The following is a 24,269-nucleotide window of genomic DNA, read 5'->3' as shown; positions in this document are numbered from 1 at the left end:
AATAGAGCAATGGGTGGAGAGAGTATCAAACCAATTCGGAAAAGAATACATGTTTACTTTTTAATGACAGCTTACAGCCTAGCCTATTTAGACAATATAAAGATAAAGGTTCAATTTATTTAAACTCAGAAAGAAATTCGTTTATGGAGTTACTTACAACTGAACCTAAATCTTTTGACAATGAAAATAGATGCTTTGGTATTCTTACCCACATGCAACATTATTCATTCCCTACAAGGCTACTCGATATTTCAAGTAATCCATTAGCAGCCCTATATTTCGCTTGTGAAATTAAAAAAGATAATAAAGGCGATGAACTAGATATTGATGGTGAAGTAATATTATTTTCCGTTAAAAAATCTGAAATTAAATATTTTGACTCTGATTCCGTTTCTTGTTTAACCAATCTAGCAAAACTAACTGAGGAACAGAAAGATGAATTACGTGATCTTATTAACGACCACTCTAGAAAAATACCTCCTAGAGATACATTAGACACTACTGATTTTAATAATTTGACCTACGCAAGATATATTCATTTTATAAGACAAGAAAAGCCATATTTTGAACCTAAAGTTAAAATAGAAGATCTAAAAAAAGTGCTTTGTGTTAAGGGGCAGTTGACTCAAGATAGAATCATCGCCCAAGCAGGATCATTTTTACTCTTTGGTCTAGACAGTAAGTTACCTGAAGAAGGTAACGATATCTTCAACATTACCAGAGTAAAGATAAAATCTAAAAATAAAAAAGACTTACTAAATGAACTAGACCTTTTAAAGGTCAATCTTCGTACAATTTACCCAAGTTTAGAAAATACTGCTAAATACTTAAAAGAGAAATTAGAAAGAGAGGCTGATACAAAATAGTAATCCACCCGCCTCTTTATAATTAAAGAGATGGGTTTAAAAAATTTAATATTATGACTATCAAAAAAATATTCTCGATTACCAAACTCGAAGACTTAGGACGCATTTAACTTTCAAAGTCCTTTTTTATGCGTCACTAGAACCCTCATCCCCCCTTGCGCAGCAGTACTGCTCATCCAAGTGGGAGAAGGAGCTCCCATTACCGATTAAATGCCATCAAAAATTTAATATTGAATATTGGAAAGGCCTTTAAAACAAGCACTAGTGATAAATTGCACTGTGGTGCAAGCGAGAGGTAAATATTTAAATTTTAAAATGAAGTACAGATCAGAAATTATTCCTCCCTCACTTCATGCCTCTCAACATATTCTTAGCCCCTGCGTGATTATAATTGTTGGCTAAATTCTGCAAAATACGTTTCGCCTGCGCATCTGAATTTGGAAAACGACTCCGATAACTCGAAACACCCGTTAAACAACGTGCCACCAACATGCCAGATTCTGTATAAATACGTGTACCCTCTGCGCCCTGTAACTTGCCATAGTTATAAGCACGTTGCGCATTATTACAGGCATTAATCTGATTACGCCCACTGTTTAAATCACGACGTGCTGCAACATATAAACGTGTCTGTTGCTGTTGTGGTGTCTCAACCACGCGTGGTGGAGCTGTTTTTACTGGCGCAACTACAGGCTCTTTTTTCTCTTCAGGTTTTTCTTTCATTTCAGCAACTTTGGTTGCATTTGTTGTTTTTGGATTACTTTGAGCTGCTTTAGGTGCAGCCTTTGCAGGTGTAGAAACCGCGCGGTAAAAACGTCGCGCTTCATCTTCAGACATTATTTTAGTAACCAAACTCACCACTCGCGCTTCACCACGCTGTTCCAACTGTCGCTCTGCCACAGGTTCAATAGATACAATCCAACTTTCGCCCTGATTACCTACACAGCGGTATGCCCCAATCCCCTGTTTTACATCTCGATAAGTATTGAGTAATTTTTTAGACCACGCATTTTTGACTAAACTCATTGAGCTTTTATAGGCCAGCGTTAAGCGTCCATTTTGTGACTGACAATAGCTGCCCATATATTTACGTGGAATCATAGATTCAGCAGGCTGATCTTTGCGCTGTGGCCCCCAATAATAGACATATTCTTTAGCGGCACCACTGGGCTGATTTAAGTTTTTTTGAACAATCAGTTCTTGTGCAGATGCAAAATGCTTCACCGAATTTGGGCTATATTGATCGACTGTTGCACAACCAAATAATAGGCTGCCCACCCCCCCCATCAAAAGTATTTTTTTGCAGGTCACGTTTCAATTCTCAATTGTTTTTATAGGAATGAAAATATATGAATTAGCGGAAAATAACAAATCTAACACCTTGATTTTATAGTTAAATAATCATCGCTTTATTTGAATCGCGTTTGATATTTTTATAAAACAATCCAATTCATCACAGTTTTTTATGATTTTGAATACTAACACTCATATTATTTTTTATACAACTGTTCAGATCTATTTATATTTAGCAATCATGGCTCTGAACATGTGAACGCGACATCCACAACAAATCATGGATGTCGCCACCACAACTAGTGATCCAATGTCGATTCAAATGCTTTTAAACGCTTATAGATAGACAAGAGCTCAATAATGGTTGGCCAAGATGCAATCAGATACTGAAAAGATTCACGGACTTTGCCAAATACGTTGGCAATTTGCATCATCAAACCCAATGTAATAGCCCCTGCGGCAATACTTGGGAACAACACAAATAAACCATAAATATTGTCCAATTGCATGTACCAAATGCGTACCAAGTTAAAATAGGCATAGTGGAAATATAAACGGAAATAGTTCAAACGCACTTTGCTAAACAGTTCTTTTAAACTCAGCGGATCAGCACGTTCAGCGTGATCTTCACCATAAACCAATTCTTTACGATAAGCCGCCTCAACTTTTTGGTTATTAAATTCCAGACCTGGTAACTTCGCACCCACCACAATTAACACCACTGTACCAAATACTGCCCAACCCACTGCAGCCCAAACTAAGGCATACGAAATTTCCCCCACTATAGGCAGGGCTTTGACATGCACAGACAAACTAAACAGCACAGGTAAAAATGCCAACAAAGTCATTAGGGCTTCGACTAAATTTACCCCTAAAGTTTCCATGGTTCTGGCAAAGCGCATGGTATCTTCTTGAATACGCTGTGAAGCCCCTTCAATATGTCTGAGTTTTTCCCAATGTGCGGTGTAATAATTATTCATTGCCGTACGCCAACGAAAAACATAGTGACTAACAAAAAATAAATTCAAAACCATTAAGGTCACTGCCACCATGGCGATGTATAAAAAGGTCAGCACACCTGCATAGAGTTCATTGACATCTCCACCGCCACTACTGAGCATTTTTTGAATCAGGTCATAAAATGGGTTGTACCAGGCATTCACCACAACATTGACTTGTACCCCAAACCAAATATTAAACAGGATGAATGCCGATCCCCATACCGACCAGCGCTGCCATGGGTGATTTGCTTTAAGTTTCCAGAAAATGGCAAACAGCGTCGTTGCCACAAAAAACCACAGATAAAACCATAAAAATGCAGGTGACCAAAAACGGCTGACATCGATGGGTAATGTTGCTTCGGCATAGCCTTGCGGGAAGCCAATCCAACTACCCCATGCGCTACCGCCCGAGTACCATAAAGCCAGATTGATCGCGAACCAAACAAGCAATGAAATAAAAAACCACTTTGGATTTGGAAAAAATGACTTAAACATGCAGACAAAAAGCCTTTATTTTTTAAATTGGAATGTAAAACCCAGTGCCTTCACCACTTAAAAAAGCGTGAATGGATACTTTAACTTTTATACTTTATACGCTGTTTTTTCAGCAATAATTTTATTTTTATACTGAAAACTGTAAATTTCATCAATCGGCTATATTTTACTGCGCTGTTCATTTGCCATTCATCTAAGAAATTACATCAAATTTCAATTTCTTATATTTTTAAAATGTCAAATTATGAAGTATTGGGCAAATTTATTGCGATTTTTTGACCAACAATTCAAGTAAAAAATATTTAAACCCGACACAAATTTACGATTTTGTGTAGATTATTCATCAATTTACTATATAATACAGTTGATTAAAAATAACTCATTTAGGGTGCGGTATGGAATCTCCAACAGAAAACATTGCTATTGAGCTACTTGAACCTATTGTTCTACGTAAAGAAAACTGCGCACCAATTGAATTCGAGCAAGGTACAATTTTAAAAGTTTTATTGGTTAATCCTAACTCCTACTTGGTTACCGTAGACGACGAATTTAACTTTACTGTCTCTTTAGAAGATGAAAATAAGGTGTGGCGTAAACTTTAATTACTGAGTCGCCACAAACTTTAATGATTGAATGTACGCAAAGCACATTCAATCATTAGATAAAGCTTGATAAATACGCTACTGCTTTCATGGCTTATAAAAACTAAACTTTCATTACACCTATCAATCACAGCATCCTTTTAATTTTTCAGAAGTCCACTTCGGGTATGGCTCTCTGAAAATGTTGCCTAAGATTCAGTTTTCAATCCTCTGTATATCATTGTAGATTTTGCAACAATCTCATCAAAATCACCTTTATATTGGGCAAAATGAGATAAAAATTAGCTTTAAATTTTCATCTTATTTTCTCTATAAAAATCAATAAAATATACCAATTGATCAAACCAAAACAACAACAGCAATGACTTTAAATTCACTTTTACAACTAAGCAAAACCCAAATTAATCAAAAATTATGATAAGATCATGCTTCTTGTAAAACACATTTTTTTATAAAGATGAGTTGCTTAAGCAATTTTTACTGTCTTTAGTGTGTTTTATTTTTTCTATTTTTTTAATTCACATCCTATTTTGACAAGATCTACTTGATCTCTAAATTTAGGATTGTATTTGCTTATTTTTATAATGCGGATATTTAAAATCCTGAATTGTGTCACTCAAAATTGGAGAAGTAATTAAGAACTCAAAAACTAATGGAGATAGCAATGGATCGAATTGCAATTATTGGCGCTGGCCCAAGCGGCATGGCCCAATTAAGAGCGTTTCAGTCAGCAAAGGCCAAAGGTCTACAAGTTCCTGAAATTGTATGTTTCGAAAAACAAAATGATTGGGGTGGACTCTGGAACTATACTTGGCGCACAGGTATAGATGAACATGGCGAACCTGTCCACGGCAGTATGTACCGTTATTTATGGTCAAATGGTCCTAAAGAAGCGCTAGAATTTGCCGATTATACTTTTGATGAACACTTCAAAAAACCAATCGCGTCTTATCCGCCACGCGCAGTGTTGTGGGATTATATTCAAGGTCGTGCAGAAAAAGCACAGGTGAAAGACTTAGTCCGCTTTAATACCGCCGTTCAGCATATTCATTATGATGATGCGACGCAAAAATTTACGGTTGATGTCGAAGATTACGCACAGCAACGTCATTATTCAGAACAGTTTGATTATGTTGTGGTGGCCTCTGGGCACTTTTCTACCCCGCGTGTCCCTGTTTATGAAGGCTTTGATCAATTCCATGGTCGTATTTTACACGCGCATGATTTCCGTGATGCACTGGAATTTAAAGGTAAATCAGTGCTGTTGGTGGGCAGCAGCTACTCTGCCGAAGACATTGGTTCGCAATGTTATAAATACGGCGCCAAACAAATTTACAGTTGCTATCGCAGTAAAGCCATGGGCTTTAAGTGGCCCAAAAACTGGTCTGAAAAACCACAATTACTGCGTGTAGATGAAAATACTGCTTATTTTGGTGATGGAACATCGGCCAAAATTGATGCCATTATTTTATGTACGGGCTATTTACACCACTTCCCGTTTATTGAAGATGGCTTGCGCCTCAGAACGCATAACTGCCTTTATCCACTAGGTTTATATCAAGGTGTGGTTTGGGAAAAGAATCCTCGTTTGTTCTATTTAGGCATGCAAGATCAATGGTACACCTTCAATATGTTCGATGCGCAGGCATGGTTTGTCCGTGATGTGATTTTAGGCAAAATTGCATTGCCAAGTACAGATGAAATGCAAAGCCATACCCAAACCTTGCATGAAAAAGAACAACGCTTAATCAGCGATGAACAATCTGCACGTTTCCAAGGGGATTACATCAAACGCCTGATTGCGCAGACCGACTATCCATCTTTCAATATTGATGCAGTACACGATATTTTCATGCAATGGAAAAAGCATAAAAAAGAAAATATTATGGGCTTTAGAGATAAAGTTTATCGCTCAGTGATGACAGGAAAAATGGCTAAACCGCATCACACACCATGGCTTTATGCACTAGATGATTCTCTGGAAAGTTATCTAGAAGATGAAGCTCAACGTGAGGCGATGTAAGGCGTGATCTCAAAGATTAAAGCAGGCCTGCCGTAACGGAAAAACAACTACAAGCCTCATAAACATTGCTGATGAGGCTTGTGGTTTAAAGATTCATTTCAACTTATCATTGTTTAGAAATAGCGCTAATTATAAATCTGACTTGGCGCGTTTTAAGGCTTGTTGCCAACGCGATAAATGTTCAGCCCGCTCTGCCTCATTCATTTGAGGTTCAAATACCCGATCTAACTGCCAAGATGCTGAAATTTCAGATAAGTCAGAAAATACACCCGCCTTTAAACCTGCCATAGCTGCTGCTCCCCAAGCGGTTGATTCCAACATTTTAGGACGTAACACAGGCACATTTAAAATATCGGCTTGGAATTGCATCAACATATCATTTTGACTAGCACCACCATCGACTCGAAGCTCTTTCAGTGGATGATCTAAATCGGATTGCATCGCAGTGAGTACATCCGACACCTGAAATGCAATGGATTCCAAGGCAGCACGGGCAATATGTGCCTTGTTGGTGCCACGTGACATTCCACATAAAAGCGCTCGCGCTTCACTGTCCCAATGTGGCGCACCAAGCCCTGTAAATGCAGGAACTAGCACTACACCATCGCTAGAAGTTACACTATTGGCAAGTTGTTCCACATCGCTGCTTTTTTGGATAATACCCAAACCATCGCGCAGCCATTGCACCACTGCGCCTGCCATAAAAACACTGCCTTCAAGGGCAAAATGGGTTTGATTTTGACATTGCCACGCCAAAGTGGTAAGTAACTTATTTTGGCTAAATTGCACCTGATTGCCTGTATTAAACAACATAAAACAGCCTGTACCATAGGTGTTTTTTGCTGTTCCAACTTCAAAGCACGATTGCCCAAACAACGCCGCCTGCTGATCGCCTAAAATACCTGTAATTGGGATATTCGCGCCCAATAAACCCGTTGCGGTATCTGCAATATAGCTGTCGGATGCAATAATTTTGGGTAAGACCGATGCGGGAATTTGAAATAATTCCAGTAATTCTTCATCCCAATTTTGGCGATGTAAATTCATCAACATCGTTCTTGAAGCATTACTCGCTTCAATGACATGCTCTGCGCCTTGGGTCAAATTCCAAATTAACCAACTGTCGATGGTGCCAAAAGCCACGTGCCCCTGTTGTGCCAATGCTTTTAACCCATCGACATGCTCAAGCAACCACACCAGTTTGCCTGCACTAAAATACGGATCGATACGCAGACCTGTTTTTTCCTGAATCAATTGCATCTGGTTATTTTGAATCAACTGATGACACCAATCAGCCGCACGACGATCTTGCCAAATTATGGCAGGTGCCAGTGGTTTGCCTGTGCGTTTATCCCACACTACAGTCGTTTCACGTTGATTGGTCACGCCAATCGCGTGAATGTCTTTAGCCAAAATACCTGCAGTCGCCAGAGCCTGTTGCACCACAGCAATTTGATTTGACCAGATTTCTTGGGCATCTTGTTCCACCCAACCTGAATGTGGGGTCTGAATATGGGTTTCTCGTTGTGCCGTTGCCTGAACTTGTCCGTGTTCATTGAAGATGATGGCGCGACTAGAAGTTGTGCCTTGGTCGAGTGCTAGTAAATAACTCATATTTTTTATTGTGTTTGACTTGAAAAATAAAATATTAGCGCAATTATGTAACTAAGCGCATCGAAATGTGTAATTGTGCAGAAAATACATCGTAATTTTTGCCAGCTATGCTATGATTGCGCTGTGATATGGGGGTGTTATTGGCTTCGACGCTGATGATGAAGCTCATAGATGCATGCCGAGAGCGCATTTTCTCTCGTAAATCAAATTTGCATTAAAATAGTCGCAAACGACGAATCTTACGCTCTAGCTGCCTAAGGGCCGCTTGTCCGCTTCACTGAATACTTGTGGTCAGTGAACCCGACTGAAGCGCACGCACACAAGTCCGTATAGAGTTGAGCCTCGGGACTTTATACCAAACTTAGAGGATCGCACTTTGAACCCTGTTCGTCGGGTCTTAGAGTGTTAAAACAATAGACGATATCTAAGCATGTAGTATTCTCGAGTGTAGTGTTGGCGGACGCGGGTTCAACTCCCGCCACCTCCACCAAATTCTTAAATTCATATGAAGTTACATAACTAAATATGACTAAAAAAGCCTTAAACATCAGTGTTTAAGGCTTTTTCTATGGGTTTTGCGTCCAATGCTATCCAGAACAAATTGACCCAAATTTGAATAAATTGGGTCAAAATTGCGTCAATTTGACCCACAACTTTTAGATCTATAATGACCTGAAGCGAAGTACATCTCTCAAACAACCCTTGTCATAAATTTGTAATGTTTGTTGCTTATAAATTCTTAGAAATTTCAACTTTATATTTTAAGGTTCAGGAATGTCAGCAAACATCAGCTTAAAGTATCTAAATTCATTGATCAGTGATGCTCAGACTAAAGGCAATAAAATTGAGAAAATATTATTGGGCTATAAGGCTTATTATTTTTTCATGTCAGATAGTGATTTCCATAAGGCAGTGACTAGCTCTGCACTCTCGCCAAGCAAACGTAAATATAAAGACCATAAAATTAAAGTGACCCAAGACGACTATCAAATTGAGGTAAAACTTCACGAAAAATGATCAGGATTGCTCACTTTTGCACAATACAGGTTCAAATTCACTTTTAGTGGTTTGAGCCTTTTTATTGGGTGGTTTATTCATCTCCAAACATTTTTCGCTTTCACTCCCCAAACCGAATAACTCCCCCGCACAACAACAAAATAGATTATATTATCCTTAATTGATAAAAAATTATGCGGAGTACACATGCAGGTATTTCCCTTAGGAAAGCGAACTATTTCCGTGATTGTGGTCATTGTAGCTCTGGTTTTATTGTTAATTTACGTGGTCTTACGCACAGGCCCATTTGCCCCTGTCAACGTCACCCTCACGCAAGTCAAATATCAATCCATTCAACCTAGCCTGTTTGGCGTAGCAACCGTTGAAGCGCGTTATAATTATAAAATTGGCCCAACTGCAGCAGGTCGCTTAAAAAACTTAAAAGTAGATATTGGCCATAACGTACAAGCAGAACAACTGTTAGGCGAAATGGATCCTGTCGATCTAGAAGATCGTTTATTGGCTCAACGTGCGATAATCCAAAAAATTACCGCTCAGCAACAAGACACTCAAATCCGTCAAAATTTTGCGCAGCAACAAGTCAAGCGTTATCAACAACTGGCTAAAATCAATGCCACCAGCCAAGAATCTTTAGCCATTAAACAACAAGAGCTCGATTTGGCAACGGCGGCACTCAGCGCGATGCAACAAGAACTCAATAAAGCACGCGCAGACTTAAACACCTTACAAGCACAGCGCGATAATTTAAATTTAGTGGCCACAGCCGCAGGTGTCGTCACTGCACGTTATGCAGAACCGGGTTCAACAGTCGTGGCAGGTCAAACAGTACTAGAAATTGTCGATCCTAACTCCATTTGGATGAATGCCCGTTTCGATCAATCCAGTGCGATTGGTTTAGCTGCTGACTTACCAGCTCAAATTCATTTACGTTCACGGCAAAATAATGCTTTGGCAGGTCATGTGTTATGGGTAGAACCTCGTGCCGATGCCATTACCGAAGAAATTTTAGCTAAAGTGGTTTTTAATCAACCTCCAACGCCTCTTCCGCCTTTGGGTGAGTTAGCAGAAGTCACCATCAGCCTCGCACCATTGGCACGCAGCTTAACCATTCCCAATGCGGCAGTTCACCGTATCAATAACCAAGTAGGCGTGTGGAAAGTTGTGGCCGAAAAGCCGCAATTTGTTGAAGTTCAATTAGGACGTTCAAATTTAGCGGGCGATGTGCAAGTGCTCGCAGGCTTATCCGAAAATGATCAAGTGGTGCTGTATAGTGAAAAACCCCTACATGCCAAAAACCGTTTACGGGTTGTCAAGCAACTTGCAGGAGCAGCTAAATGATTAGTCTGGCAGGTCGTGATATTTTCCATTCATGGGGTAAATTTGTATTTACTGGCTTTGGACTCGGCTTGCTGATTGGTGTGACCTTAATTATGGCTGGCGTGTATCGCGGCATGGTAGATGATGCCAAAGCCCTGCTGAATAACAGTGGTGCTGACCTATGGGTAGTGCAGCAAGATACACTTGGCCCTTATGCAGAACCTTCAAGTGTGCGTGATGATTTATATCGCAGCGTGATGAATATGCCCGGGGTGGCGCATGCTTCAAATATTACTTATTTAACCATGCAAGTGCATCATCAAGATAAAGATATTCGCTCGATGGTGGTCGGGATTCAAACAGGTGAACATGCGTGGAATAACTTGGGGTGGCCGCCACATTTATTGGCAGGACGTCAATTGACCCGCGGGCACTATGAAGCCGTAGCCGACATGAGTACGGGATTAAAGTTGGGTGATCGTATTAAAATCCGTCGTAACACCTTTACCGTGGTGGGTTTAACCCGACGCATGGTGTCTTCGGGTGGTGACCCGATGATTTTTATTCCGCTGAAAGATGCACAACAGGCGCAATTCCAAAAGGACAATGCTGCCATTTTACAAGACCGTAGACGAATTGCAGTAAACCCAATTTATAACCGCCCTGCTTATCCTGACTTGCTTGAAAGCGTACTCAATGCACAAAGTAGCAACCGTTATGTGAATGCTATTTTAGTCCGTTTAAATGCAGGTGCTTCAGCTGAAGAAACAGCAGCACATATTCAGCGTTGGCAACAACTAACAGTCTATACCCGCCCGCAGATGGAACACATTTTAATCAGCAAAATGATTGCCACATCCGCCAAACAAATTGCCATGTTTTTGGTGATTTTGGCCTTGGTCAGCGCCGCGATTGTGGCATTTATTATTTATACCCTGACTATGGACAAAATTCGTGAAATTGCGGTCTTAAAATTAATTGGCACACGCAATCGCACAATCGCTTGGATGATCTTGCAACAAGCACTCGCGCTTGGATTAATTGGGTTTGCTGTTGGTAAAATCAGTTCAACCTTTGCCGCACCATATTTCCCGAAATATATCTTATTGGTTCCGCAAGATTCTATTTTTGGATTTATTGCGGTGATGCTGATTTGCATGTTAGCCAGTTTGGTTGCAATTCGGATGGCACTGCGCATTGACCCTGCCGAAGCAATTGGGGGATAACATGACACACGGCATTTTAATTGAAGGTTTAAAAAAGCGTTTTGGACAAGGTGACAATGCCTTTTATGCCTTAAAAGATGTCAAAATGCAGGTTGCACCCGGTGAAGTGGTTGGGCTGATTGGCCCCTCAGGTTCGGGTAAAAGCACCTTGCTCAAATGTTTAGGTGCCGTGATTGATCCTACCGAAGGACGCATGACTTTGGGCGATGAGGTGATTTTTGATCAACGTTGGTTAGTCAAAGACTTAAGTGCCTTACGCCGCGATAAAATTGGTTTTATGTTCCAAACCCCGTACTTAATTCCTTTTTTAAATGTTTTGGATAATGTAGCGCTGCTGCCGATGTTAGCAGGCGTAGCCAATGACATTGCCCGCGCCCGCGCATTGGAAATTTTAACGGCGCTCGATGTGCAGCATCGGGTACATGCCATGCCTGGGCAATTGTCTGGTGGTGAACAACAGCGTGTCGCCATTGCACGTGGTTTGATTAATCAACCGCCTGTGATTTTAGCCGATGAACCCACTGCACCATTGGATAGTGTACGCGCGATGACCGTGATTCGCTTATTACACGAAATGGCAGAAAAATTTCAAACTGCAATTATTGTAGTCACACATGACGATAAAATCATCCCTACCTTTAAACGCTTGTACCACATTCGAGATGGTGTGACTTATGAAGAACAAGGCGAAGGACGTCCTTTTAAGTAGGCTCTAAAGTTTTCAGCGCTGGAAACTGATGTTTTAGCTCAATATCAAAAGCAATAAAATATCTGCATTTCAAGTTACATGCGACACAATGCCAAAAAACGGTTGATGTGGTATTCTGATAGCATCAGAAATGCAAAAATATAATACTTACTAGCTTCATACTGTTCTTGGAATTTAATCAAAATACGCATATATTGATTAAATAGAGCAATTTATTCTTAATCCAAGAATTGACGCGCTAACCATGAAACTTAATCACCTAGAGGTTTTAGATATGTCAACTAGAAACCGAACCAATGAAAGTGAAATCGCTACAGCTGCAGCTGACGTTTTGCGTGAACGCTTCATTGCAGTAGCTCACAGTGATCGAGTACTTTATGTGGAAAATGATGCCTTAGTCAGCAAAACCCCGAATGGCAAACCAGTTTTAATCAAACAGTTATCTGGTCGGAACCCTGATCTAGCCCGCCAGTTTAATGGTCGCAGAACCTTTAAAATTAGAAAACGTAACATAGAGGCTACTGCAGAATAATTTATGTTGCCAAAAACACCTCGAATCAGAATGTTTGCGGGTCCAAATGGATCGGGCAAAAGTACGATGATTAATGGTTTAGATAGCCGTTTATCTAAATTGTTTTTGAATGCTGACAACCTTGAGCGCGATCTTAAAGCCACACCCATTCTTGATCTAAGTCAATTTGATATACGCATTAATGCAAACATATTGGTTGATTATCTTACTCAAGCAAGTCGACCACTAAAAAATGCAGATGGTACTCTAAGCAAAAGTCCTCTCCTCTCAGTAGATCCTGTGATTGATGGAAGCTTAATCGACTTAAGCGGGAACACGATTGATTCCTACCTCGCAGCCCGAATTCTTGATGTCATCCGTAAAGAGTTACTTACGCTTAAGGTTGGATTTACATTTGAAACCGTAATGTCTCATGAGAGTAAAATCGAGTTTTTGCGAGATGCTAAAACGCAAGGCTATCGTACCTATTTATACTTTGTGACGACTGAGGACCCTGATATTAATGTGGACCGAGTTAAACAACGTGTGAAAAATGGTGGTCATCCAGTCGAAGAAATTAAAATCCGTGAACGCTATTTCCGCACTATGCACATGTTGATTGATGCGATTGAAGTATCTGACCGAGCGTATTTATTTGATAACTCAAGTAATGCGACCAAGAATATGGCTTCTTATATCTGTGAAGTGACTAACGGAGATACATTGATCATTAATCCAGATTTTAAAGGAGAGTTTCCGATCTGGTTTGAAAAATATGTACTTGTTCATTTGGTTGATGAAGAATAAAAAAACCGCGCTTGAATCATTCAAACGCGGTTTTTTAAATATTCACAGGTCAGTAAACTGAACCCATCGGCATCTTACTCAGCCAACATTTTACTCAGTATTCATAGCCATTGTTGATTGACCATTGCTGCAATTTGCCATAATAGATTTCATCGTTGAACAGTAGGTCTGCTTTAGAGGCAGCATTACTTTCTTCAGTTGGGCAGAAACCATCATCACAATCGGCATCGACAACCCAGCAACCACGAACGAACAATACTTTATTGCCTTCTTGCTCCAGTTGTTTCTGAACGCGATCAATCGCTTCATGTAAGTCATCTGCGCCTAAATATGCGGTCAAATACGCATAAGAGCCTGTTTCATCGGATGCTTTGCGGAACTCGACACCCACACAAAATAAATGTTTTTTCATTCTTGGCTCCTTGTCATCTTATACAACTAAGCTAATCTTTAATTTGGTCTAGGTCTAGTGCTTTTTCTTACACTTAACAATACGTTACCTATTCACAATACTGCAGTTCAAAGTAAAAACATAGTATCCAAATATTAGACTTAAGCCATAATCGCTGTATAAATGAGGTAGAACGCAACACCAATGACTGTTGTAGCAAATACCTTTTGTACAGTATTGCTATTCATGCGATGTACCAAAGTACGTCCAAGTAACATCCCGACAATACATGCCAGAACAAAGGGGATGGTGACTGCCATTGGGTACTGAAAGCCATCTAAAACGTGTGCTGAAATACTCACGCCACCAATCAGGAAAATAATCATCAAAGAGGTTGCGACGATACTGCGCATATCCAAATCGGTAAATTTACGCAATAACGGCACAATAATAAAACCACCGCCCACCCCCAACAAACCCGTCAATAAGCCTGCAATTACACCCACACCACCAAGCAAAGACGCCGTTTTAACATTCCAAATTAAGCGTCCTGTGTTTTGGTTTACCTTACACGGTGGATTAGTTTGGTCGTTGACCTTATTAAAGAAAATACGATACGCCACAATAAACATGACCAGACTGAACGCCAGTGTTAACCACATGGGCGGCACAATACCTGCCAAATGCACCCCATAACGCGCAGATGGAATACTGATTAGGGCAATCCACAATGCAGCACGATAACGTACAATACGTTTGAACAAGCCTTCAACTGTGCCAACCAAAGCCGCCAAAGTGACTGCCAATAAACCGACAGGTGCAGCCTGCGCCACAGTCCAGCCCTGACTTGCCATAAGTGCAGGAGCGGCAAGAATACCGCCCCCTGCCCCAGTTAAACCCAGCAAAGTACCAATCGCCAAGCCTTCTAGGATTAACATCCACATGCGTATTTTCCCCTATTCCATCACTGTGTTGTGCTGTGCAAGCATTACTTGCCGCAAACTTTATTGGCAGGCAAAGCCACATCAATATGTTTTGGATAAGGCAGTTTTAAATTCTGCATGAGGGTAATAAATTCCGCTTTGGTGCGCCCTTGTCCTAAACGCGAGTTATTGCGTTTTTCCTGCCCAACGGTAGAAGACACACGCCCTTTGTAGTCATGCCCTGGGTACACCAAAGTGTCATCAGGTAAGCTAAAAATTTGTAGATGAATGCTGTCATATAAAGTCGCTGGGTTGCCTTCCTGAAAGTCAGTACGACCACAACCATCAATTAACAACGCATCGCCAGTGAATACCATGCCATTGACCACATAGCTGGTACAGGCGTTGGTATGACCCGGGGTATAACGTGCTTCAATCAACAATTCACCCACACGAATGGCGCTGCCATCGGTAATGAAAATATCGCCACACACCACACCTGAATTACGATGTAATACAGTTTTACAACCAAAACGTGTTCTGAGTTCGTTGGCAGCAGTAATATGGTCAGCGTGTACGTGCGTATCTAAGCTATACACCAATTGCAAATCATGCTGTTCTAGAAAAGCAGCATATTGCTCAACCTCTGAAATTACAGGGTCAATCAGCACCGCTTCACGGGTTTGTTCAGATGCCAATAAGTAAGTATAGGTCGAGCTGTCAGCTTCAAAAAATTGATGAAAGATCATGAGATAGATACTGAGTTTTATATTTTGTTATTCTTAATTTTGCAAATATAGTGCCAACTTAATCTCTTTTAAATATATTAATAAAATACAATATATTAAGAGATATTGTTTAATTTAGATCATCCTCCATGTTTCACATCTGTTGCATTTTGTGTTTCAATTGAATCAATAATGAAACAAAAGATGAAACATCATGAATGCGATACATGACTTTGAACAACAAGCCAGTCTTGAAAGCTTTTTGTTTCATTTACAACAACTTTGTCCAGACAGTTTGCTCTATGTTTATGACGACATTGCTCAAACATGGATTTATGAATATGCACAAGATGCTTCTGTTTCTGCAGCTACGGGTAAAACATTAAAAAACCAATTATTGAAATTAAAACTACAATCACAATCAGCATCACAACCACAGACAGGTCTGCTGCAACTCCCGAATAGTGCTAAGGCATGGCACTACCACAGCTTAAATATTCGTGTCCATACAGCCGATTTCACAGGATGTTTATTCTTTCTGCAGCCTAGCGTTGCAACAGTGTCATCACAAACACTCACCCCATCTGCCCAAGCACAAAATAGTTTGGCGGAGTTTTTCCATAGTGATTCGCCACAAATGCAGCATATGTATTCCATTATTGAACGGGTAGCGATTACTGAGTTTCCTGTTTTGGTGCGTGGTGAATCTGGTAGTGGTAAAGAGTTGGTGGCGCAAGCAGTACATGCACGCAGCCAACGGCATGCACAAGTCTTTATTGCGATTAACTGCGCGGCTTTAAATGCCAATATTTTAGAAAGTGAATTGTTTGGGCATGTGAAAGGTGCATTTACAGGGGCAATTCGTGAGCATAAAGGTGTGTTTGAACGTGCTGCAGGTGGTACTTTATTTTTAGATGAAATTGCAGAAATTCCACTGGAACTGCAAGCCAAATTATTGCGAGTATTAGAAACGGGCGAATTCACCCCTTTGGGCGGTGAAAAAGCGATTAAATCGAATGTCAGAATTATTACCGCAACCCATCGCGCTTTACGTGAAGAAGCGCGTTTAGGCAGATTTCGCCAAGATTTACTTTATCGTTTACGAGTGATTCCAATTTTTGTGCCACCACTACGTGAACGTAAACAAGATATCCCTAAAATTGCAGCATTTATTTTGCAACAACAAGCCCAGTTTCAGGTCACGCCACATTTGACCGAGCAAGCACTGAAGGTATTAATCAATTACGACTGGCCGGGCAACGTGCGTGAATTAAAGAATACCTTGCTGTATGCATTGACCATGTCAGCAGGTAAAACGGAAATTGATCAACACGATTTACCCGATGAAATTGTGCATGCTAGTTTGAAACTCGCCACAGCTACCCCAACGCCACAACCTATTGAGCTGCCCATCAAAACCAACAATAAAGTAGATAAAGACACACTGCAGGATTTACTGGAAAAATATCAGGGGCAAACTGAATTGGTGGCACAAGCCTTGGGCATTAGCCGAACCACCTTATGGCGTTATCGAAAAAAATATCATTTATGAGGCGGAAGTTTGCTGAATAAAGGACGCTTTGCTTTGATCTGCATATTCATAAATGGTGTCTAAATCTTTTTGAATGGCAGCTGCGACTCGGCTAGGCATCAACTGATTAAGTTTTACAAAGACTTTTTCAGGATAACCGACCTGATAGGATTGACGGTCTGTTTGTAAAAATTGATACAGTTCTTGTGCCACAAATTCAGGTGAATCCACTTTTGTACCCATTTTGATATTCATTTCAATCACATCGGGATTGTTCATACTGGTATTGGTCGCGCGTGGGGAGAAATATCTAAAACGAATGGCAGTCTGACAATACTCTCGCGCCAACGCTTCAGTTGCACCACGCAAGGCAAACTTACTGGCGCAATAACTCACATAGCCAGGATAGCCGATGCTGCCAAAAGTCGAGCCAATATTGATGATCTGACTCGGCTGACTGTCCGACATATATGGAATCACATCCTGAATCAGTTGCAGCGGATAAGCCACATTGACCAACATCATTTGCTCAATGGTATCCTGTGATTGCTGCGCAAACAGACGAAAATCATTCATGCCTGCATTGTTAATATAGTAATGAATCGGCTGTTTTAATGCGGCAAGTGCCTGAATAAAATCATGACGACTGCTGGCATCAATTAAATCACAACGCAGACTGTGTAATTGCAACTGAGGATACTGCTGCGCCAGACTTTGCTCTAGTTGTTGCAAGGTGTCTTGCTTACGCCCAACCAAAATTAAGTTTAAGCCTTTTTCAGCAAAATGATGCGCAATCGCATGACCAATCCCGCCTGTTGCCCCGAAAATCACCGCAGTTAAATTTGACATAAAAGATACTCTCAATTTTAAGATATTCGATACAACTCAATTATAAAAATGCAGGATTCAGTCCCAAGCCCATACAAATATAGAGTTTACGATCTTCTAATGGCACCAATATTTCACGTCTGCCATGCATAAAGCGCTTGTTATCAATGAGCACCACATCACCATCTTGCCAGTCAATTTCTGAGGTTTCACGCTCGCATCGCTCTGCCAATTCTTCCAATAATTCTGCTTGGATTTCGCTGCCATCGGCAAAGTAAAAACGCGGCTTTTCGTAATTATAAGAAGGCCCCAACAAGGTGTTGGCAAAGGCAGGCACAGCTTTTAAATTGTCATGGCGAATCATCGGCATGCTTAAATCGTACTGTACGCCTTCATCATGCGCAGGGCGAATCCGTTGTCTAGGAATCATCTCAATAAAATGAGCGAGTTCCTGCTGCCCGACCTGTACGGCATCGGCAATATTGAGTGCTGTCGCCACATACTTTTGCCACATCGCTTTGGGTAAGTAACGGCTGATGGTCATCTGTTCAGCAAATTTCTGCTTCAGTGTGTCAGGCAGTTTTTGCCATACCTCATGTCCATCACATAAAGTAGTCTGCGAACCACGCGAAGCACTTTTTTCACTAAAAAAAGCAATAATATCAGGCGGCATTGGGGTTGAACCATTTTCTATATGCAGTCCCATTGCCTGCGTACCTGCATCTACTTTTTGCGATTGTCGGGTCACATTTTCACGTGCAGGGTCATAGGTCAGCTTTTGGCAAATATTGCTCATCAGCCCACTAAACGCATTCACATCATAATGTTCATTTCTAAGTAAAACCCAACCGTGCTCCACCAAACGATCTTTAATTTGTTGTGGGGAATGTTTGAATTGCTGTTGTGCAATATTCATGTGATTTCTCTCTATCTCTATTGATGACTGACAGGTTGATGTCTATCTGTGAAACATCTCCAAGATCAGCCATTAAATACGTTGTAGGATGTGCCAAAGCTGTCTGATACTGTTGCTGAATGACTGCTCTACGCAATTTTCCGTTATCGGTTAACATCTGATTATTTAAAGAAAAAGGTTGTTCAGCACGGCACCAGTGTTTAATTTGGGCATAATCAGGCATACGGGTATTGGCACGATAAATCGCGGCTGCCAATTGCGCATCTGAACGATGTTCCTCGGCATAAATCACTGCAGATAATGACGGCTGCGCTTCACCAAACACGGCAATCTGTTGAATTTCAAGCTCACTCAAACTGTTCGATTCAACCCATTCTGGTGAAATATTGCGCCCAAAACTGCTGACAATAATTTGCTTGATACGCCCCGTGATATATAAATAGCCATCTTCATCAAAATAACCTGCATCGCCTGTGTGAATATCGGCTGATACCGCATCCTGCTCACGCCCAAGTTCATGCATATATCCCAACATGGCATTGCCCTTGACCACCACTTCTTGATTGGCAGCAATTTCGACTTGAACATGCGGTAATACGCGGCCAACACTGCCAATTCTGCGAGCTTCAGGCAGGTTTAAACTCACGACCGATGCACATTCAGACAGACCATAACCTTCATAAACAGGTAAATTGAATTGCTGACACTGCTTGAGTAAATCTGCAGACACCTTGCCACCACCCACGGCAATAAACTTCAAAGTGCGCAAGCCCAAATCGCCGTTTTGATGGATATATTCCACAATCGCTTTGAGCATTTGCGGCAATAAAATCACGCTTTCAATGCGATATTGCTGCACGGCATCGACAAAGCGTGAAACATCAAACTCATGGTTGGACAGCAAACCGAACTGGCTGACTTCACCCACCACCACTGCACGTCCCATGTGAAAAGGCACATACACGCCTGCGATATTTTCAAGCAATGTTGCAAATGGAATTAGACACAAATGCCGCCCAAGCTGGCTACTTTGTAATGCCTGACTTAAAGAGTGTGTAATTGAATTGATGGTGGCTTCTGCCAAACACACACTTTTGGGTGTACCTGTACTGCCCGAGGTATAAGTAATTTTTGTAGGCTGCTCAGCAGAATTTGGGGATAAATGCGGTTGTGCTGTTTCAACGCTTAGACGAAACAACTGCCCTTGATATAAATCTGATGGTGGCAAAACCTGTGCCTGAACTGCATCAATCATCTCCAACAAAGCTTCTGGAATAGCAGTATTTCCAATAGCCGAGTTAACATTGGACGGAGTATCGCTTTGTGCAGTATCCGTCAAAATACACAGCAACTCCGCTTGGCTGTCTTGCAGTAAATGTTGCACTTGTGCAGCAGTAAAAAATAAAGGCACAGGAATGACTGTCATTGCAGCTTTACGTGCGGCTAAATCGACCACAATCCAATCGGCCTGATTCACACCCCACAACGCCAAACGCTGTACTTGATAAGTTGCCAATTCTGCACTGAGCAACTCAACCCGTTGCTGTAATGTGGCATAACTCAGTGTGGTTTGTGCCGTCACAATTGCTTCACGCTCAGGGTCTGTTTGGGCATAGTGATTCAGGTTTTCAAATAACTCATTCATCTTTCAATTTCCGCCTTTCTGCATGACCTTAGGCATAAAAACAATATTGCTGTTGCGTGACCGCCAACGCTGCTGCAACGTCAATCGCCAGTACATAAGGCTTCTGTTGGTAATAACTGCCCCATTGATGCTGTGCATCGCCCAAGGCTTCGGGGTTGGCTTTTTCTAGTACCTGAAAATGCAAACCCATTTGCTGTAACACATAGCGCACTGCTGCTGTTCCTGTGCAAACTGCCCACGACACATTGTTCTGCGATAAGTGAAAGACCAAAAAAGCCACCATCAATTTGGCTTTGCTCATGTCTTGCGCTGCCAAGTTGCCAATTTCAACAATCTGCGCGCGCGTTACAGGCACTTGGCTCAATTGGGTTAAAATGGTTTCAATGGGTGCACCTAAATACTGTTCCAAAAAGGCTTGGTTTGCGCCCAATGGTTGCATGCCAATCACCACTTGCATGTCGTGGTTTACATAGCCTGCAAACAAGGTATCTAAAAAAGTATTTATGGATGCCTGATGGACTTTTTGGTATTTATCTCGAATAAAATGCTCTAATGCCAAGCGTTGTTTGCTAGCATCTTGGGTCACAGTTGTCACATTTAAATGTTGTGCTGTTGTGTGTGCTTGAATCACCGAGGCATAGCTGTGTAATACATCTAAATGTGGCTGTTCTAGGTTCAACTGTTTTGGGTTCGTTTGTGGTTTATACGGCTGCGCTACAGATGCATACCCGTTGAATTGTTTTTTATTTTTTTGCTGATGAAAATTCGCATCCAGAAAATGCGTTTGACTGGATGATTGAGCATCAAAATTAAATTTGATCATGTGCATCACATTGGATAGAAAATAACTCAATGCTCAAGATAGAAATCTAAACTTAAAGAAAACTTAAGTCGCTACAAACTGTCACAATTCAAAAAACTCTTCATGCACACAAAAAAAGGAGATGATCACTCAACTCCTTATATGTTTAAAACAATAAACTAATCAAAAATAAACAGTCATCCAATTATGCAAAACACAATTGTTCGCGCCCTACCTTAGATTTTAATAGGCATAAGACGCAATTGCCGTTGCAATTGGTTTATCTTCATCATTGACCATCGTCATACGCATGGTGCAGCCTTTACGCCCTAAACGCAAAGTTTCCGCACGGGCAATAAAATACTTGCCGCGTCCCGGTGCTAAATAATCCACTCGCATATCTACGGTAGCCAAACGAGTGACTTTTTTAATGGTATCGGGCAAATCGTCAGGTTCTGTCCGTTTATATAACTCCCCCATTGCCACAATACCGCCCACACTGTCCAAAATGGTTGCAGCAACACCACCATGTAAAATTTGGAAAGCCACGTTGCCCACCATATACGGTTGCATCTCAATATAAGCTTCAATTTGACCATCTACCACACGCATGCTCATGCCATTGTGTTGAAAAAATGGCGATCCATTAAATGCATTGACCAATTGTCTTAGCACGACATCAATATCGACTTTCGCGCCTAAATGTATATTCCCAGTCCAATTTTTCTCTGCATTACTCATAACGTGCCCAAAAGTCCAAACAACTCAATTTACCAACAATAAAAACAGCCAATGTATGCCCAAATGAAATTTAAGGGGCTACAATAGTCGTCTAGTTTAATACTGATCAGTGAGATTTTTATGACCTATACGTTCAATCGCCCTGCATTTCCTGCCACTCGTATGCGTCGTATCCGTAAAAATGATCAATTACGCGCCATGGTTCGCGAAACTCACTTAACCACAGATCACTTGATTTATCCTGTATTTGTTTTACCGGGACAAAATCAAACCCAAGATATTCCAAGCATGCCGAATATTCAGCGTTTATCGGCAGACTTATTACTCAAAAAAGCCGAGCGTTTAATGCAGCTGGGTGTGTCTAAACTGGCATTATTTCCAGTCACGCCACAAGAAGATAAAAGCCTGACCGCAGAAGCAGCATGGCGTGAAGATGGCTTGGTGCAAAACACACTACGCCTGCTGAAAAAAGAATTGCCAGAGATGGTACTTATTACCGATGGCGCACTCGACCCGTACACCACTCATGGTCAAGATGGCATTATTGATGACACAGGCTATGTCCTGAATGATAAAACGGTTGAATGTCTAATTAAACAGGCTTTAAGCCATGCCGAAGCGGGTGCAGATGTGGTTGCGCCAAGTGACATGATGGATGGCCGTATTGGTGCGATTCGTCAGGCGTTGGAAAGCAACGGGCATATCTATACCTCTATCATGGCTTATTCAGCCAAATATGCCTCTAGCTTTTACGGTCCTTTCCGTGATGCAGTCGGTTCTGCCAGCAACCTAAAAGGCGGCAACAAATACAATTATCAAATGGATATTGGCAACCGTGCCGAAGCCTTGCATGAAATTGCACTGGATATTCAAGAAGGTGCAGACATGGTGATTGTAAAACCAGGCATGCCTTATTTAGACATTGTACGTGAAGTGAAAGATAACTTTGGTGTGCCAACCTTTGTCTATCAAGTGAGTGGTGAATACGCCATGCTTGCTGCCGCGATTCAAAATGGCTGGTTGTCGGACAGTGTGATTATTGAATCGCTAATGAGTTGCCGCCGTGCAGGTGCAGATGGTATTTGGACATATTTTGCCGAAGAAGCAGCACTCAAACTTAAAGATATGACATAAACAGGCGACTTTCATGCACATCGCAATCATTGGTGCAGGCATCAGCGGTTTGTTGTCTGCACTCGAACTGGTAGAGCAGGGCTGCTCTATCAGTATTTTTGATCAACAACAAGCAGCACAAGCGGCATCATGGGCAGGTGGTGGAATTCTTTCTCCCATGTATCCGTGGCGTTATCCTCAAGCGGTCAATGACTTAGCCCAATTTGCCAAACCGCAGTACCAAGCATGGAATGAAAAACTCAAACCTATTACAGGCATTGATTTTGAAATCCATGAAACAGGCATGTTGATTTTTGATGAAGATGATTTTGAGATTGGTTTAAATTATGCCGAACGTCATCATGAACCGATGCAGCAAGCTGAATATCTGAATCGGGAACAACTCGAACAAATTAACCCGCATATCCATCCCAAATTTAAACAAGCCCTGTATTTCTCACAACTTGCCAATGTGCGCAATCCGCGTTTATTACAATCGCTCACGCAATATTTGAAACAACATCCGCGCGTGCGATTTTTTGAACACTGCCCAATTCAGCAATTTCAGATCACTGAAGATCGTATTCAAGCCATTCAATCTGCCGATGGTCGCTTGCATCGTGCAGATCATATCGTGCTTGCGACAGGTGCATGGTCACAGCAGTGGGCGGCACAACTGGGTTTAGAGATTCCTGTACAGCCTGTACAAGGGCAAATTGTGTTATTTAAAACCCCTGCACAATGGTTGCCAAGCATGTGCATGAACAAGGTGATGTACTTGATTCCACGTCAAGATGGGCATGTGCTATGCGGTTCCAGTATGCGTCACGTTGGTTTTGACACCACACCAAACCCGCAAACCCAACAAGATATTTTAACGGCTTGTTTTGAAATGGTGCCTGAATTGGCACAGTTCCCCATTGTGAAACAATGGGCGGGTTTACGTCCAGGCTCGCCTACAGGTGTGCCGTATATCGGCAAAGTGCCTAGCCTGAATAATGTATGGGTGAATTTCGGACATTTCCGTAATGGCTTATGCATGGGCACAGCCTCGGCACAGCTATTAAGACAGTTGATGCTTGGGCAAGAAACGATTGTTGATCCTACTGCTTATGATCCAAAGCAGTTACAGCCCACCTCAATCTGTGCATAACACTCAGCAGCATCCTC

Annotated in this window: 22 protein-coding genes, 1 other RNA gene and 1 pseudogene; 13 read left to right on the top strand and 11 right to left on the bottom strand. The window is 41.4% G+C overall.

Translation table 11 applies throughout. From position 1 onward, the window contains the following. Positions 1 to 80 precede the first annotated feature (80 nt). Positions 81 to 866 (top strand): annotated as a pseudogene (locus CF596_RS09470) (FRG domain-containing protein); the annotation flags it as partial. A gap of 345 nt (positions 867 to 1,211) precedes the next feature. On the opposite strand, the gene CF596_RS09465 reads toward CF596_RS09470, so the two are convergent. Then, the gene (locus CF596_RS09465; protein WP_096902285.1) at positions 1,212 to 2,153 is read right to left on the bottom strand and encodes a hypothetical protein; all 942 of its coding nucleotides are present in this window, start codon (positions 2,151 to 2,153) and stop codon (positions 1,212 to 1,214) included. Between the two features lie 305 nt (positions 2,154 to 2,458). Continuing rightward, complete coding sequence (sbmA, locus tag CF596_RS09460; protein WP_004975393.1) at positions 2,459 to 3,655, bottom strand: peptide antibiotic transporter SbmA; 1,197 nt, start codon at positions 3,653 to 3,655, stop codon at positions 2,459 to 2,461. Between the two features lie 395 nt (positions 3,656 to 4,050). Between sbmA and CF596_RS09455 the strand changes: the two genes are divergently transcribed. Both CF596_RS09455 and CF596_RS09450 read left to right on the top strand, forming a co-directional pair. Next, positions 4,051 to 4,257, top strand: coding sequence for a hypothetical protein (locus tag CF596_RS09455; RefSeq protein ID WP_004975391.1), 207 nt, complete (start codon positions 4,051 to 4,053; stop codon positions 4,255 to 4,257). A gap of 664 nt (positions 4,258 to 4,921) precedes the next feature. Next, a complete protein-coding gene (locus CF596_RS09450) occupies positions 4,922 to 6,280 on the top strand; it encodes an NAD(P)/FAD-dependent oxidoreductase (protein ID WP_004975389.1) in 1,359 nt (452 codons plus the stop codon). Between the two features lie 129 nt (positions 6,281 to 6,409). Here CF596_RS09450 and glpK read toward each other — a convergent pair whose 3' ends face one another. Next, positions 6,410 to 7,894 (bottom strand): glycerol kinase GlpK, encoded by a 1,485-nt coding sequence (gene glpK / locus CF596_RS09445; RefSeq protein WP_096902284.1) that lies wholly within the window; start codon positions 7,892 to 7,894, stop codon positions 6,410 to 6,412. 130 nt (positions 7,895 to 8,024) lie between these two features. Here glpK and ssrA point away from each other — a divergent pair. The 7 genes from ssrA to CF596_RS09410 all read left to right on the top strand — a co-directional run bounded on the left by ssrA (position 8,025) and on the right by CF596_RS09410 (position 13,481). Further along, positions 8,025 to 8,384, top strand: a transfer-messenger RNA (tmRNA) gene (ssrA, locus tag CF596_RS09440). A gap of 284 nt (positions 8,385 to 8,668) precedes the next feature. Continuing rightward, positions 8,669 to 8,911, top strand: a complete 243-nt coding sequence (locus CF596_RS09435) for a hypothetical protein (RefSeq protein ID WP_004975383.1) — start codon at positions 8,669 to 8,671, stop codon at positions 8,909 to 8,911. Between the two features lie 186 nt (positions 8,912 to 9,097). Next, a complete protein-coding gene (locus CF596_RS09430) occupies positions 9,098 to 10,249 on the top strand; it encodes an efflux RND transporter periplasmic adaptor subunit (protein ID WP_096902283.1) in 1,152 nt (383 codons plus the stop codon). Continuing rightward, positions 10,246 to 11,454 (top strand): ABC transporter permease, encoded by a 1,209-nt coding sequence (locus CF596_RS09425; RefSeq protein WP_096902282.1) that lies wholly within the window; start codon positions 10,246 to 10,248, stop codon positions 11,452 to 11,454. The genes CF596_RS09430 and CF596_RS09425 overlap by 4 nt, the downstream gene beginning before the upstream one ends. Position 11,455: 1 nt before the next feature. Further along, positions 11,456 to 12,163 (top strand): ABC transporter ATP-binding protein, encoded by a 708-nt coding sequence (locus tag CF596_RS09420; protein WP_096902281.1) that lies wholly within the window; start codon positions 11,456 to 11,458, stop codon positions 12,161 to 12,163. A gap of 274 nt (positions 12,164 to 12,437) precedes the next feature. Then, positions 12,438 to 12,695, top strand: coding sequence for a hypothetical protein (locus CF596_RS09415; RefSeq protein WP_004975373.1), 258 nt, complete (start codon positions 12,438 to 12,440; stop codon positions 12,693 to 12,695). Between the two features lie 3 nt (positions 12,696 to 12,698). Continuing rightward, a complete protein-coding gene (locus tag CF596_RS09410) occupies positions 12,699 to 13,481 on the top strand; it encodes a hypothetical protein (RefSeq protein ID WP_225543583.1) in 783 nt (260 codons plus the stop codon). A gap of 94 nt (positions 13,482 to 13,575) precedes the next feature. Here CF596_RS09410 and CF596_RS09405 read toward each other — a convergent pair whose 3' ends face one another. The 3 genes from CF596_RS09405 to CF596_RS09395 form a co-directional block, all read right to left on the bottom strand. Beyond that, entirely contained in the window at positions 13,576 to 13,893 is a 318-nt protein-coding gene (locus CF596_RS09405) for a hypothetical protein (protein WP_004975369.1), read from the bottom strand. 140 nt (positions 13,894 to 14,033) lie between these two features. Next, positions 14,034 to 14,816 carry a sulfite exporter TauE/SafE family protein gene (locus tag CF596_RS09400; RefSeq protein WP_096902280.1) on the bottom strand — a complete coding sequence of 261 codons (783 nt, stop codon included), beginning with the start codon at positions 14,814 to 14,816 and terminating at the stop codon, positions 14,034 to 14,036. A gap of 44 nt (positions 14,817 to 14,860) precedes the next feature. Further along, entirely contained in the window at positions 14,861 to 15,544 is a 684-nt protein-coding gene (locus CF596_RS09395) for an MBL fold metallo-hydrolase (RefSeq protein ID WP_096902279.1), read from the bottom strand. Positions 15,545 to 15,737: 193 nt separating this feature from the next. On the opposite strand from CF596_RS09395, the gene CF596_RS09390 reads away from it, so the two are divergent. Further along, on the top strand, positions 15,738 to 17,075 hold the full coding sequence (locus CF596_RS09390; RefSeq protein WP_096902278.1) for a sigma-54 dependent transcriptional regulator: 1,338 nt from the start codon (positions 15,738 to 15,740) through the stop codon (positions 17,073 to 17,075). On the opposite strand, the gene CF596_RS09385 is transcribed toward CF596_RS09390, so the two are convergent. The 5 genes from CF596_RS09385 to CF596_RS09365 form a co-directional block, all read right to left on the bottom strand. Beyond that, positions 17,070 to 17,903 (bottom strand): SDR family oxidoreductase, encoded by an 834-nt coding sequence (locus CF596_RS09385; RefSeq protein ID WP_096902277.1) that lies wholly within the window; start codon positions 17,901 to 17,903, stop codon positions 17,070 to 17,072. The two genes, CF596_RS09390 and CF596_RS09385, sit on opposite strands and share 6 nt — an antisense overlap. 40 nt (positions 17,904 to 17,943) lie before the next feature. After that, complete coding sequence (locus CF596_RS09380) at positions 17,944 to 18,798, bottom strand: TauD/TfdA family dioxygenase (protein ID WP_096902276.1); 855 nt, start codon at positions 18,796 to 18,798, stop codon at positions 17,944 to 17,946. Further along, the gene (locus CF596_RS09375) at positions 18,752 to 20,443 is read right to left on the bottom strand and encodes an AMP-binding protein (protein WP_096902275.1); all 1,692 of its coding nucleotides are present in this window, start codon (positions 20,441 to 20,443) and stop codon (positions 18,752 to 18,754) included. The genes CF596_RS09380 and CF596_RS09375 overlap by 47 nt, the downstream gene beginning before the upstream one ends. A 28-nt stretch (positions 20,444 to 20,471) precedes the next feature. Next, positions 20,472 to 21,266 carry a thermostable hemolysin gene (locus tag CF596_RS09370; protein ID WP_171324954.1) on the bottom strand — a complete coding sequence of 265 codons (795 nt, stop codon included), beginning with the start codon at positions 21,264 to 21,266 and terminating at the stop codon, positions 20,472 to 20,474. 222 nt (positions 21,267 to 21,488) lie between these two features. Next, a complete protein-coding gene (locus CF596_RS09365) occupies positions 21,489 to 21,986 on the bottom strand; it encodes a thioesterase family protein (RefSeq protein WP_096902274.1) in 498 nt (165 codons plus the stop codon). Between the two features lie 120 nt (positions 21,987 to 22,106). Between CF596_RS09365 and hemB the strand changes: the two genes are divergently transcribed. Further along, on the top strand, positions 22,107 to 23,120 hold the full coding sequence (gene hemB, locus CF596_RS09360; protein ID WP_096902273.1) for a porphobilinogen synthase: 1,014 nt from the start codon (positions 22,107 to 22,109) through the stop codon (positions 23,118 to 23,120). Between the two features lie 13 nt (positions 23,121 to 23,133). Continuing rightward, positions 23,134 to 24,252 (top strand): glycine oxidase ThiO, encoded by a 1,119-nt coding sequence (gene thiO, locus CF596_RS09355; RefSeq protein ID WP_096902272.1) that lies wholly within the window; start codon positions 23,134 to 23,136, stop codon positions 24,250 to 24,252. The last annotated feature ends 17 nt before the right edge of the window (positions 24,253 to 24,269 follow it).

Origin of the sequence: Acinetobacter sp. YT-02 (genome assembly GCF_002412355.1) — a bacterium.
Classification (GTDB): domain Bacteria; phylum Pseudomonadota; class Gammaproteobacteria; order Pseudomonadales; family Moraxellaceae; genus Acinetobacter; species Acinetobacter towneri.
The sequence above is the reverse complement of the archived record's forward strand: the minus strand, read 5'-3'. Positions and strand labels throughout refer to the sequence as shown.